Genomic DNA, 14,084 nt, shown 5'->3' on the forward strand with positions numbered 1-14,084 from the left:
TTTATTTCGCAGCTATATTGATCACTGCTAACAAAATGTAAACACTACGTAGTATAACTTATAACCAATGACTGTGATTTTTCAACTTTTATCAACCAAATTAAAATTTTTGCGTCTAACAGATATAAACAGGGTTGCTATACAATGGATTGCCATATCCGCTGTCACCCCAAGAACGTAAAGATAAATAGTGGGAAGCAATAAAGAAATACCGGGATGTTTTTATGGTTGTCAGTTAATCAACGGTATGAATGCAAATCAACGGTATGAAGCCCGTGTGGGCTTCCCCGTATGGCATTCCCCGGGTTGTTAGTTTTTAGTTATTAGAGAATCCCTAACTGGGAACCGTGTCTTAGAGCGTTCAAGGTCAAGGAAATTGTTGCAGAGACTCTCTTTAACCGATAACTGATAACCGATAGCCGATAACTACTAAAGGGAGAAACGAGTGCCAAAAATTAAAAATATATGCGGCGTTGCTTGCAAGCCGAAACTTGCTATCATAAGTCAGGTTTTTGTCGTCTGTCTTGCAGTTCTGTTGGTGCCTGCTGATGTCTGGGCAGGTCTCACGAGTTTATCACTTGATGCAAAGGGTGATTCGATTTTCAGGGGAGAGAAAGAGCATTTAAATATTGTTTTTTCGGTTGATAATGAAACCGCTGTAGATGGTGATTCCTATACTGTTCGGGCAAATCAACATCTGATTCGGCGAGGGACTATCTTCCGAAACCTATCAGTCCGTATTAGTTGGAACGGACGTGTTAACGATGTACAGTTAGCCGACGGGACTTATACAATTAGCGTTGTTCTTGACAAGGAAGCCGCACCGGGCGAAGTATTGGAGAGAACTGCTGAGGCTATTTTAGACACCAGACCGCCCCGCATCTCCAGCATATTTGCCAATGACGATCCTAATTTGTTGCTTACTAATGGCATTCTTATCAATGTCCCCCTACGGAACATAACTGTAATACCGGACGTGGATGAGGGGAGCGCGATTGATTTCGCTGCGAGACGGACGAATGTCGTCTTAAGGAATGCACGCGGTGTTGTCCGTCCTGGATCCCTCAATTACACAACGCAGCTGAGTTTTAGTTTAGGAAACCCCTTAGATGTACGTGCCGAAAATGGAAGTTATACCCTAACAATTACACTTGTCGATAAAGCCGGTAATCTTGTTCAAGAGACAACAGAATTTACCTTTGATAATGTGCCTCCCAATTTGGTGAGCGTTGCTGGTAATACCGGAGCTATCGCTCCAGGGAGTGGCGTTAGCCGTCAGTTAGATTTTGTTGAAGCGACGCTCGCAGACAATTTTGAGAACGGTGTGAATCTCTCAGGTTCAACGATTCGCCTCACGGGACCCGAAGGTGAGATTTTAGGGCGGCAGACATTTCCGGGGAAAAATAAAATTCGGTGGGTATTTTTATCGCCTTTATTACCCAAAGACGGTCTTCGCGATGGCGAATATACCGTTGAAGTTGTTGGAACGGATAACGCTGGTAATCAAAGTGGTGCTATTCGTGTCCCGTTTGTTTATGATAACCTCGCACCGCAACTCGTCTCTTTGAGCCCTACACAGGATGGCGGTGCCTTCAACCAAATTGGCGATACCATTTACCAGAATCAGCCGCTTACCCAGATAGTTGCCGTCTTTAACGATGGCGATGCTGGGGTTGGTGTCGATTTTGAGCAGGGAACGCGGATTCAATTTAGTGCTATCGGTGCTGGAAATACTGCTGAGTTACTCACCGGTCGTACTTTTGTAGATAGAACAAACTCCCAAATTACCTACGTTTTAGACGAGCCTCTCGTGAGTCAGGATGGCAGCTATAGGCTTGACATACAATTCGCCGATACACTCGGTAGTAGGGATAGCGAGACTTTCCTGTTTCTCTATGATACTCAACTGCCAACCCTTGTATCTACCTTCCCCGCACCTAACGAAACCGTTGATAATTTATCACAAATCCGCATCGTTCTGAATGAAACAGCGAGTGGTATTGATTTCATTCAAAGTAGTTTCCGGTTAACACGGGAAGTGGGGGGCGCGCAAATAGATATCCCTGTTAATATCGCAAATAATGGAAGAGATACCGCAACTTTGACCGTGTTGGAGCCCATTGCCTTGGATGGCTCTGACGATGGCACCTATGTGATAGAGGTTACACCCACTGACCGGGCCGGCAACCTCGGCGCGCCGGCGCGCCGTGAATTCTATCTCGTCAGCCAAACCCGAGCAGAAGTAAGACTGACAATGCCTGAAGAAACGATAGTCACTGATTTGGAGACGGTTGTCGCAGCACTTACTAATTATATTGGGACGGGTATTAATTTCAACGAATCGACGCTTACTGTCACAAATCCTCAAGGTGTTGTTGTTCCAGAGCGAAGGATTGAGACGGATACGACAAATAACCTCCTAACTTGGAGCACTGATGCGGTAATTCCCCGTGACGGCACCGCAGATGGCGAATATACCATAACTGCGACCTTCGTTGATTTTAGTGGAAAACGCTTTACACAGGAATTTCCAGTCTTTTTGGATACGCAATTTCCAGCGATTGAGAGTGTCCGTGTTGAAACACGCACCCAACCCCTACTTTCTGTGAACCGTACAACGGACTTGACTGCAGGTTTCTCACAAATCGTCGTAAATTTTGGGGAACGTTCTGGAAGCGCGGCACGGAATTTACAAATCCCGGATAATGATGTCGATTTTGTGAATACGGGTGTTACCCTTGTCGGTCCAACTGGCGAAAATATACCCGTTAATCGTTTTGATAATGGTCGAACGACTTTAACATTGAATTTCCAAGCCTTGACGCAGTCGGGGAACTATACGCTTTCAATTACACCGCAAGACACGATAGGCAATCGGAGCACAGCTGCCTTTGTCTATAGATTTCAAATTGATGTCTCTCCGCCCGTCGTCAGTTCTGTTCTCATTGATGGAGAGATTGGCGGGATTGTTTACGTCAATGGTGCTGCGACTGCGATAGAGGTTACGTTTACGGATCCATCTGGTGTTGGGGTAGACTTAGGCGATGGCGGTTCAACTATTACCGTCACAGGTCCCACCGGTATTCCTGCCCCTGGTATCACTACACGGAGTGGAACGAATCAATTGAGATGGGTTCCCGTAGTCCTGCCAACCGATGGGACTGCAGATGGGAGTTACACGGTTGCTGTCACACCCGTTGATAGGACAGGTAGACAAGGTCAAGTTGTTTATCGACAGTTGATTTACGATACGCAGGAACCTCGTATTACCGCCTCGACACCAGTGGCGTTGCTCCAACCCGTCACATATATCGGCGGGACGCTAACGCAACTCCAATTTACCATTGAAGATGTAGGACCTGCCGGTTTGGATTTAGAAGAACAAACGGTATCAATACTGGATGCGAGAAGCACACCTATTGCCGCTGCTCGCATTGCTGATGAGATAAATGGTAACCTCTATCTCACGCTTGACGCGCCATTTGCTCGGGATGGAAGTATGGATGGTGAGTATCGGGTAAGAATATCACTTGTTGACAGAGCCGGGAATCGATTTAATGCTGAGCGTCGCCTGATTTATGATTCGCAAGTGCCGCGAGTATCTGCTGTCACGATCAATACGGCTTCTCCCATGGAGCTCCTACCGCAGCGGCTTAACGAGATTGTAGAACCTATAAGTCATATTACCGTTCAATTTGAGGAGGCAACGCGCGTTGATTTTGACAATACAGTGATTACGTTGGTAGCTCCGAATAACGTGTCGATTCCACTCACGTTGCGAGATGATGGTAAGTCTCGACTCACGGCGAGTTTCCTTGATTTGCATCAAGTCGGTGTCTATACGTTATCTGTCACATCGAGAGATATAGCTGGGAATGTTGCTCCCGGTTCTATTGATTACCGGATTGCTCTGGGTTTAACGTTGCCGAGTGTCAGTTCGGTTGTTATAGGTGAACAGGTTGGTGATGTCGCTTACCTCAACTCAGATAATGTAGTGATAGATGCTACTTTCCTTGATCCAACTGATATAGGATTAGCGTTGGATAGTGAAGGGTCAAGCATCGTGGTAAGGAATGCTTCGGGAATGGTTGTGCCGGGGCAGACGGAGATAAATGGTGTTGACCAATTGGTATGGAGACCTATATCTCTTCCGGCAGACGGTAGTGTTGATGGACGATACACAGTAGAAGTTACACCTGTGGATAAGCTTGGCAGGCGCGGTGATATTGTTTCTCGTCAGTTTATCTATGACACGGAGATGCCTCGGATAACCAGCGGGTCTCCGTTGATATTAAGTGAACCGGTTTCTTATATCCCTGGTGATTTCAGACAGTTTGTGTTTACGATTGAAGATGTAGGGCCTGCGGGTCTATTTTTTGGGGATCAAGAGATTACGTTGATGGATGCTGCAGGTAATGTTGTCCCAACAACGATGACGTTTGATGAATTAACGAATCAGCTCTATCTAACGCCTGCAGCTTCGTTCCCGCGGGATGGGAGCGCGGATGGTCAGTATACCGTACAAGTGTCGCTTGTTGACAAGGCACAGAATCGTTTAGATTCGGCGTACGTATTTGTTTATGATTCCAAGGCCCCTCGTTTAACCTCGGTTCTGGTAAATACCGATCCGCCGGTGGCACTTGTGCCAGATCGAACGACTGAGTTTTTGGCGTCTATTAGTAGTATCACGCTTGCGTTTGAAGAGTTGACGGAAGTTGATTTCTCGAATACGGTGATTGAGTTGGTCGGTCCTGATGAAGCAGCAATTCTACTCACGTTAGAAGATGATGGTATTTCTAAGGTTGTTGTGGATTTCTTAGAATTGACGCAAATTGGTTCATACACCTTGTCTGTGACCCCTCAGGATATAGCCGGTAATGCGGCATCGGGTGCGGCAAGTTATGAGTTTGTTCTGGATATACCGCCGCCGAGCGTTGATAGGGTGGTTATCGCTGAACAAGAGGATGGCATTGCGTACGTCAATGCCGGCAAGGCGGTAATAAGTGTTAGGTTCCTTGACCCGACTGAAACTGGATTGGTTTTGGGGAGCGAAGGCTCAAATATCCTTGTGACGAGTGCTTCAGGTGCGGTTGTGCCGGGTCGGATGTCGTCCAATGGCGTTGACCAGTTGACATGGCAACCGTTATCTCTCCCGACAGACGGTAGTGCTGATGGGCAGTATACAGTAGAAATTACATCCGTTGATAAGGCAGGAAGACGGGGGGATGTGGTCTATCGTCAATTTATCTATGACACGGAGAAGCCTCGGATAACGGCAGCCTCTCCGCTAATATTGAGTGACCCTGTCTCTTATATCCCTGGTGATTTCAGACAGTTTGTGTTTACGATTGAAGATGTAGGGCCTGCGGGTCTATTTTTTGGGGATCAAGAGATTACGTTGATGGATGCTGCAGGTAATGTTGTCCCAACAACGATGACGTTTGATGAATTAACGAATCAGCTCTATCTAACGCCTGCAGCTTCGTTCCCGCGGGATGGGAGCGCGGATGGTCAGTATACCGTACAAGTGTCGCTTGTTGACAAGGCACAGAATCGTTTAGATTCGGCGTACGTATTTGTTTATGATTCCAAGGCCCCTCGTTTAACCTCGGTTCTGGTAAATACCGATCCGCCGGTGGCACTTGTGCCAGATCGAACGACTGAGTTTTTGGCGTCTATTAGTAGTATCACGCTTGCGTTTGAAGAGTTGACGGAAGTTGATTTCTCGAATACGGTGATTGAGTTGGTCGGTCCTGATGAAGCAGCAATTCTACTCACGTTAGAAGATGATGGGGTGTCTGAGGTTGTTGCGAACTTCTTAGGATTGACGGAGATTGGTTCGTATACGTTGTCTGTGACCCCTCAAGATATAGCCGGTAATGCGGCATCGGGTGCAGCGAGTTATGAGTTCATCCTTGATATACCGTTGCCGAGTGTTGATAGAGTTATTATAGGTGAGCAGGAGGAAGGGGTCGCTTATGTCAATGCCGGCAATATGGTTATAATTGCTGCGCTCCTTGATCCAACGGAGACGGGATTAGCGTTCGGTACTCAGGGTTCAATAATCCAAGTGCAAACGCCTGATGGAATAGTCGTTCCGGGAATTACCGGTTCTAATGGTGTGGATTTGATTGGTTGGGAACCCGCAGCCTTTACCTCTGACGGCAGCACGGATGGAAGATACAGCGTATATGTCGTACCTATTGACAAGGCTGGAAGGCAGGGCAACACCGTCTATCGTGAGTTTGTCTACGATACCCAAAAGCCCCAGATAACTTTTGCTGATCCTGTTGATCTCAGTCAACCTGTTTCATATATCAGCGACAATTTGACACAGTTTCATTTCAGCGTCGAAGATGTTGGTCCTGCAGACCTCGAATTGTCGGCGCAGAAAGTTAGCCTGCTTGATGTGAGTGGAAACCCTGTACCAGTGCAACTCACGAATGATACGAGCAGCGAAATCTTTCTCACACTGGATGAACCGTTATCCCGTGACGGTAGTATGGATGGAAACTATACTGTCCGTATTGAGTTAGCTGACAAGTCTGGGAATGCTTTCGGTGTTGAACACCGTATTGTCTATGATACGCAAGCCCCGACGCTGGTGAGTACTGTCCCTGCTGATGGTGCCCTTGTTACCGAGGATCGTACACAGGTCCTGGTAACCCTCAACGATGACGGAGGAAGTGGTATGGACTGGGAAGCTACTACGTTGACGCTAATTGACCCAAATGGAACCCAAATATCGGGTGAACTGGTGAGTGACGCGGCGACACAGTTAACACTGAATACGAACCAACTTATTGAGGATGGACGCTATATCATTCGCGTGCGAGCTATCGACCGAGCAGGGAACGGGAGGGCGACTGTCTTTGAACGCGGTTTTCAAATTTCAAGACGTTTGCCAATCCTTGTTTCGACCTTGCCAACAACGATGCCAGTAGATGAAGCGTTTAGTAACGAAGAAATTGATCAGATAGAGGTGACAATTGAAAATGATGATGAAAACCATCTCTCGACCCTACGGCTCCTGAATGCTTCAAATCAAGTCGTTGCTGGACAACAACTCCGTGAGACTGACCGGTTGATTTATAACCTCGCCCGTCCACTCGCTGTAGACGGGTCTGACGACGGAATATATACCATTGAGTTTACACCCATCAGTGGATCTGGACGAATTGGGGATATTCAGTTCCTCACCTTCACTCATGATACAGAAGTCCCCGAAGTTGAGCCTGAAGCGATTAGCCTCATTGTTACATCTCCTGATGTTAATAATTCCTTGACGGAAATTCATGTTAACCCGACCGATGAGCAATCGGGAATTGATTGGGAAAACGTTGATGAAGAATGGCTCGTCCTTGAACGCGTTTCACCCAACCCAACCAAAATTGACGGACGCGTTGAGGATGACAACCAAACCACGCTCCGTTTTGTACTTGCTGTGCCCCTTGCGGACAACGGGTCAGCTGATGGTGAATATCGAGTGACGGTTACCCCCAAAGATCAAGCAGGCAACGGGGATGTGTCTTATGAAAAGGTCTTTACCTACGACACCAGCCCACCGATGATTGATGCAGGTGCCTTGCTTCTCAATGATGCGCCACTTCTCGTTGACATTAATGCAATAGATTATCCGACAGCAGTTTCTACGACGGGTGGGGTCGTTATACAAGCGAACATGTTTGACACGGGCTTAGGTGTTAACCTCGCTCAGTCAAGAATTGTCGTCAGGGGACCTGATGGTGCCGAACTTTCTGGAAACACGCAACAAAACGGTATTGATACGCTTCTCTTCAAATCCGATGGTTTAACAGCCCAAGGGCTTTATCAAATTACGGTTATTAGTGTCGGAAACGACTCTGAACTCCTCGGCTTCGCACCCACCGATTCTATTACAACGGAATTTCTTTATGAAACGACGGTGCCTACTGGTGCTGTAACGAGTGATGGGGGTGAGACTGAACTCACCGATGCAGCACTTCCTTTAGAAGGGACAGCCTCTGACCCAACCGGCACGCAACGCGTCGGGGAGGGCGAAATCTCTGTCCCAGCATCTGGGGTCTGGCTTGTTGAAATCGTCGGGATTGGTCCCGATAATCAACCCATTGATCCGGTCCCTGCTGTTGATGATAGCAACGCTGAACAGGAGCCGTGGAGCATCTGGTCTATTGATTTCCTACCAACGCGCTCTGGTGAATATGACTTGGATGTTCGCGTTACCGACAATGCGGGCAATTACGCGGTTTACGACATCGGAGAATATACCATGTCGGTATCTCTGACATTCCGAGAACCGACGTTTGGATGGCCAAATCCACTCAGGATCTCCAGAGGTGATGTCGCATTCTTTTCCTTTGATGTTAACGTACCACTCGGGGAGACTGTTGAACTTACCTTGAGCATCTATGATTGGAGTGGCGATATGATCCTCTCACAGACCTATCCGGATGTTGTATCGGGGCAGCGGAACGACCAGTTAGTGAAATGGAATTTGGAGAACCAGGCGGGGAACCAAGTCGCACGAGGGCTCTATATCTTCCGGTTAGAAGCGATCAACGCAGCTGGAAATAGCGCAAACGCTGTCGGCAAAGTGCTTGTTGTGGAATAGTTGTCAGGGAGAACCGCAGACCGCTCTTCGCGAACCGCGAACCGCGAATAGCCAATAGCGAAAAAGGAGAATTTATAATGGAGAAAAGGGGAGCCGTTTTCGCAAGCCGCGTGTGGGCTTGGCGGTACAATGTAATGGTGCTTCTCATAATAACCGCAGGTGTCCCAACTGCCAACGCAGTTAATATCCACGACGGAGCCGGGACTGTAGGTGCCGCTTTCCTCAAGATTGAAGGCGGGAGTCGTCCTGTCGGGATGGGTGGGGCATTTGCAGGACTTGCGAACGATGTCAACACCATCTTTTGGAATCCTGCAGGCTTAACTGCCGTTCATGACCAGGAATTGACGGCAATGCAGCACTTTTCGTTCGCCGATATTAACAATCAGTCTATCGGGTACGCACAACGGGTCAATGGGTTCGTCTGGGGGGCAAGTTTCCTCGGCAGTTTCACAGAAATTGAGCGTCGGCAAGGCCCAACGGAAGACCCGGATAGCACGGTAACTGTTGGGGGATTCGCTACGGGTTTATCTGTCGCTTATCCGCTTGGTACTGCCATATCTATCGGTGGTACGGCGAAGATAATTTCAGAGCAACTCGATATTCAAAACGCCTACGGTGCTGCCGCGGATGTCGGTTTAATCCTGCGGCTCCTTGACAATCATCTCGGTATCGGGGTCGCTGTCCAAAATGCTGGAGTCTTAGATGGAGCGGAGAACTTGCCGATGGCACTCCGTGCAGGTCTGGCTTATAGGGCTTGGCAGGAGTCGACGGAATCGATGCCTGAACGTGAAATGTGGGCTCTCGTTGCCGATGCACACCTTCCACTCATTGATGCAAACCCAAGTTTTCACGTTGGGGCAGAACGCTGGTTCTATGGCAGTGTGGCGGCGCGTATCGGCTACCGTATCGGCTTAAACGAGAATCCGAGTGACGGGTTGTCACTCGGCGTTGGTGTCCGACGCAGCGGCGAGGATGCCTTAGCGAATATTGATTTTCAATTCGACTACGCTTTCGTACCGGACGCTTACGTCGGTAATGCGCATCGCGTCTCTTTTATTACAAGGTTTTAGTAGCGGTCAGCGGTCAGCACGCTCACTACGTTCGCTTTCAGTTGTCAGTAACTCGCTTGTGGCGAGCGAAAACGTCCGCAACTGCCACACGACTTACCTGACGGCTGAAAGCGTAGCGACCTGATGGCTGACGGCTATTAAACACTCGCTTCAAGCATTCGCTCGATTGGTGCGCGGGCTTTGTCGATAACTTCAGGGTTGAGTGTAACCTCATATTCGCTGAGGTCATCGTTCTGATCAATTGCTTCCAGAATATTCGCAATCTTGCCCAAACTCACCTTTGCCATGTGTGAACATCGGACGGAACAGGCTGTCCAGAATTGGACCGCCGGGAACTCTTGTGCCAGATTCGAGGTTAATTCACACTCCGAGGCGACAAAAGCACGTTCCAGCTGATTCGCTGCCACACGCGCCGCAATGTCCTTCATAATCTGACTCGTACTGCCGTAAAAATCTGCTTCTTGTAAAACATTCGGACGGCATTCCCAGTGTGCATAGAGTTTGCGGCTGGGGTGTCCTTTCGGAATTTCAAAGGATTCGCGGATACTTAGAAGGTCGGCAAGTGTGAATCTTTCATGAACTTCACAGACTGCGCCGCGCGCAGTATTATCTTTACCGGGATAGACAACCTTTTTCTCGTCCTTCAACTCTTCCTCTAAATTCTGGGCGAAAAAGATGTCCGGCACAAAAATTACTGTGTCCCCGGGTAACGTTTTTGCGATGTGTGCTGCGTTTGCCGATGTACAACAGATATCCGATTCCGCTTTCGCATCGGCGTAACTGTTCACATAGATCATCACTGGTGCACCGGGATAGAGGTTTTTCAACTCCCTGACATCTTCCGCACCGAAGTTATCGGCGAGTGAGCATCCTGCTGTTTTATCTGCAACTAACACCGTCTTGTCGGGGCTTAAGATTTTCGCTGTTTCTGCCATAAACGGTACACCGTTGAAGACTAAATAAGGTGCTTCCGTTTTTGCTGCGTACATACTCAAGCCGAGTGAATCGCCCTGTTCCTCTTTTTCGGACAATCCGAAGACGAGCGGTTCCATATAGTTGTGACCGAGCATCACAACGTCGTGCTTCTGCTTTAATGTGCGTATTCTGTGGATGGTCTTGGCATGCGCCTCTATATCGAGAAACGTTAAACTCGGATGGTGTCGCTTGTATAACTCTTGCTTAACGTCCTCAACACTGAGGTCGGTTGTACAATCAGGTGTATCTGTTGCTTGAGGGGTTTCTCCGTTAGAACGCATAACAGTCATCTTTTTATCACGCTCCAAGTCAATTTTTAATCGTTCCTATTAAGATACCCCAAAACTATTCTTTTTGTCAAGGTTAAGACAAAAATGCGAAGTTTATGTCAAATTTTCTCTGAGAAAAAAAAAGAGATGTGCGCTTTCGCCCTTATTTTCTCTCTAATGTGGGGGTTGACACCGGCTGCGGAGAGTATTTCGGTTAAATTAAGAGGGAAAATTGCGTTGGCTGGGATTCTGTCGGGACTTGCGTATGCAACGCATACCCTTATTAAGCGAGACAGGCGGGCAGTGGAGAAACTACGACTCCATCTTGGCCCACCTGAGCGTGTTGTTCAGTTTGAACGCGGATTCGATTTATGGCGTATTGATTATTACCGGGAACAGTGTTATCTGTTTCAAAACAACCGGTTCATCAAATCTATGCCTTACGCTGACCTGCAATCCGGACATCGAGCGAATATTCGTAGTAAGACCTGCACATGCAAGTTCATGCCACCATTTCTTATTGATACGCCCGTTTTAGGGTCCCCCAGGTGGTCGCGGCTTTGCCTTTTGCACTTACAGCAAGCCCCTCAACTTGTATCTTCCGGTCTCTATCGTTTGGGAGCCGAACGTTCGCTTGATCTGGGGCTGTCGCTTTCACGTTAGTTGTCACGAAGATTGCATCGATCATCGTAGCGTCTTCCCGGACAGCGATCCGTAAAAGCGTCTCACCCTTTTTGTCGAATTCCCACTCTCGATCAAATGTTCCGCCATCTAACCAGTGGTTGATACGGTCCCAGTGCCACGCGGCACCTTGACCAACGCCCCACCGAAACTCTGTATTCTGTGTCTGTTGGGCATCTTCGTCTGGATCGGCGGGTTGCCATGTTACCCAAAAGGAATCACTGTTGCCATCCCATGCGATGACATGCCCCCAGAGAGCATAGTCCCCCGGTTCCGGAATATTAATGATAAAATCAGCATGACCTGTGCCACCGCCACCGGCGACCGGTGCGCCTTCCATCCAGATAAATTTCCCATCAGAGGCAAGTTTATCCTCTGCAATAATCATAGGTTCTACCATCTCATTTGCGAGTTCCGCTTCGAGAGCAATCTCAACCTCTGCGCCAAGTCTTGCTGTTCCATATAAGAATGTTGTTAATATAACCAGCATGAAAATTATACTGTGTCTCATCGCAAACCTCCTTTCTTTGTATAGTAGTCAGCGGTCAGGGCGCGTTGCTACACAACTCTCTCAGCAGTCAGCAGGATGTTGTGGGTATGACAAACGTTCAATTATTGCCACAAACGAGTTACTGACCGCTGATCGCTGAGAGTGAAGTGGAACGGAACGCCCTGACTGCTATTACCTATCTTGCTGCTTTGAGTTTACCCCAGGTTGTAGTGAGTTTATCTTGCGGTTCAACCGGGACTAAGGAATCTGATGGAATCGGGTCGCGGGGACCTGCTTCCGCTTCATCTTCAGAAAGATTGTCGGTGATGAAAATTACATCCAACATTGTCGCATCTTCCCGAACTGCGATACGGAGTGTTGTTTCGCCTGCCTCCAATTCCCATTCCCGTTCAAATGTTCCGCCGTCTAACCAGTGGTTAATACGGTCCCAGTGCCATTCTTCACCTTGGCCAACACCCCAGCGGAACTCAGTGTTTTGAGTCTCTTGAGCGTTTTCGTCTGGATCGGCGGGTTGCCACGTGACCCAGAAGGAATCACTGTTACCGTCCCATGCGATGACCTTGCCCCAGAGTGCGTAAGTGCCGGCTTCTGGGATAGGCAGGATGTATTCTGCCCAACCTTCACCACCGCCACCAGCCAATGGAGGTCCTTCCATCCATATAAACTGGCCCCCTGAAGCATCGGCATCGTCGTCGATTATCATTGGTGCTTCGATGGCATCCGCCATTTCTGCCTCAATTGCCCGCTCATAGCCGTAACTGATACCGCTTGTTAGCAGTAATCCGAATATGAAGAGCATACCTAATACTAAAGTTGTGAAACGCATAAAACGTATCTCCTTTTATTGTAGCACTCAGCCATCAGAGCGCTGCGCTTTCAGCAATCAGTAAGGCGTTGTGGTGTTTACAGAAATTTCTACTAATACCGATAACGATCTCTAACTGACTACTGACCACTGACAGTGAGCGTAGCGAACGCCCTGATGACTGACAGCCATTTTGTTATGGGGTTCGGATTTTGCCCCATTGTTGAATTTGTAATCCTGAAGGTTCTATTGATAGTGCATCTGGACCGCTATACCATTTCGGTTGTGTTGCCCATGCACCGTTGTTAATTAATTCACGGCGTTCGCTACCATCAGCACGTATGAGATGGATAACCCACCTGCCGTCTTTTTCAAATTGAAAAGCGATAGTATCTCCATCAGGTGCATAAGCAGGAACGGCTTCATCTGTGGGTGTATCGGTCAAAGCTTCCTTATTTTCACCGTTCACTGCGTCCATAATATACAAGTCAAAATCGGCGAGTTCTGCCTCTTGGTGCATGGCGGCGTATACAATCCGTGTGCCGTCAGGTGCCCAAGCCGGATAAGTGTCCATCAACGGTTGATCCGTCAACCGCCGTTCAACTCCGGTATGGACATCAACGACGTATATATCCCAATTGAATTCCCGCTTTGAGTGGAAAGCGAGACTGTTTCCATCGGGTGCCCACGCTGGAATCTCATCTTCAAAGGCATTTTGCGTAAGTTGGATGACCTCATCGTTATGAAGATCAAGCAAGTAGATGTCGAAATGCCCGCCGCGATTTGATGTGAAAGCGAGGCGTTTACCGTCGGGTGCCCACGCTGGTGCTTTATCCGTCCCGGGGTGATGTGTTAATCGGTGCTGGTCGTTGCCATCAGCCTGCATCACGTAAATCTCATGATTTCCGTCTCGCCGTGAAAAAAATGCGATCTGCGTGCCGTCAGGTGCCCACGTTGGATAGTAGTCCGCCGCAGGGTTGCGTGTAAGATTCACAGGCTGCTTCCCGGCGGTGTCTGTCAGATAGATTTCCCAGTCACCGCTCACATCCGAGGCGAAAGCGATCGTTAGGGGCGGTTGTGGTTGGCACAAAGCACTATCGATTAAAAGTACAAACGTGAAAAAAAGACTACTCTGACATACTAACAAAATTCGCATTTTTTG

At 48.3% G+C, this 14,084-nt stretch carries 6 protein-coding genes; 2 read left to right on the forward strand and 4 right to left on the reverse strand.

What is annotated here, in order from left to right; genetic code table 11:
* Nucleotides 1-445: 445 nt before the first annotated feature.
* Both OXN25_20500 and OXN25_20505 read left to right on the forward strand, forming a co-directional pair.
* Nucleotides 446-8,611, forward strand: a complete 8,166-nt coding sequence (locus OXN25_20500) for an Ig-like domain repeat protein (protein MDE0427240.1) — start codon at nt 446-448, stop codon at nt 8,609-8,611.
* Between the two features lie 77 nt (nt 8,612-8,688).
* The gene (locus OXN25_20505) at nt 8,689-9,681 is read left to right on the forward strand and encodes a PorV/PorQ family protein (protein MDE0427241.1); all 993 of its coding nucleotides are present in this window, start codon (nt 8,689-8,691) and stop codon (nt 9,679-9,681) included.
* A 137-nt stretch (nt 9,682-9,818) separates the two neighbouring features.
* On the opposite strand, the gene OXN25_20510 is transcribed toward OXN25_20505, so the two are convergent.
* From OXN25_20510 to OXN25_20525, 4 genes are all read right to left on the reverse strand, one after another.
* Nucleotides 9,819-10,937: a quinolinate synthase gene (locus OXN25_20510; GenBank protein MDE0427242.1), complete on the reverse strand. Its 1,119-nt coding sequence runs from the start codon at nt 10,935-10,937 to the stop codon at nt 9,819-9,821.
* A 505-nt stretch (nt 10,938-11,442) separates the two neighbouring features.
* Entirely contained in the window at nt 11,443-12,117 is a 675-nt protein-coding gene (locus OXN25_20515) for a hypothetical protein (GenBank protein MDE0427243.1), read from the reverse strand.
* Nucleotides 12,118-12,292: 175 nt separating this feature from the next.
* Nucleotides 12,293-12,943, reverse strand: a complete 651-nt coding sequence (locus OXN25_20520) for a hypothetical protein (GenBank protein ID MDE0427244.1) — start codon at nt 12,941-12,943, stop codon at nt 12,293-12,295.
* Between the two features lie 175 nt (nt 12,944-13,118).
* A complete protein-coding gene (locus OXN25_20525) occupies nt 13,119-14,012 on the reverse strand; it encodes a DPP IV N-terminal domain-containing protein (protein ID MDE0427245.1) in 894 nt (297 codons plus the stop codon).
* Nucleotides 14,013-14,084: the final 72 nt, after the last annotated feature.

This window comes from Candidatus Poribacteria bacterium, from assembly GCA_028820845.1.
Lineage (GTDB): Bacteria > Poribacteria > WGA-4E > WGA-4E > WGA-3G > WGA-3G.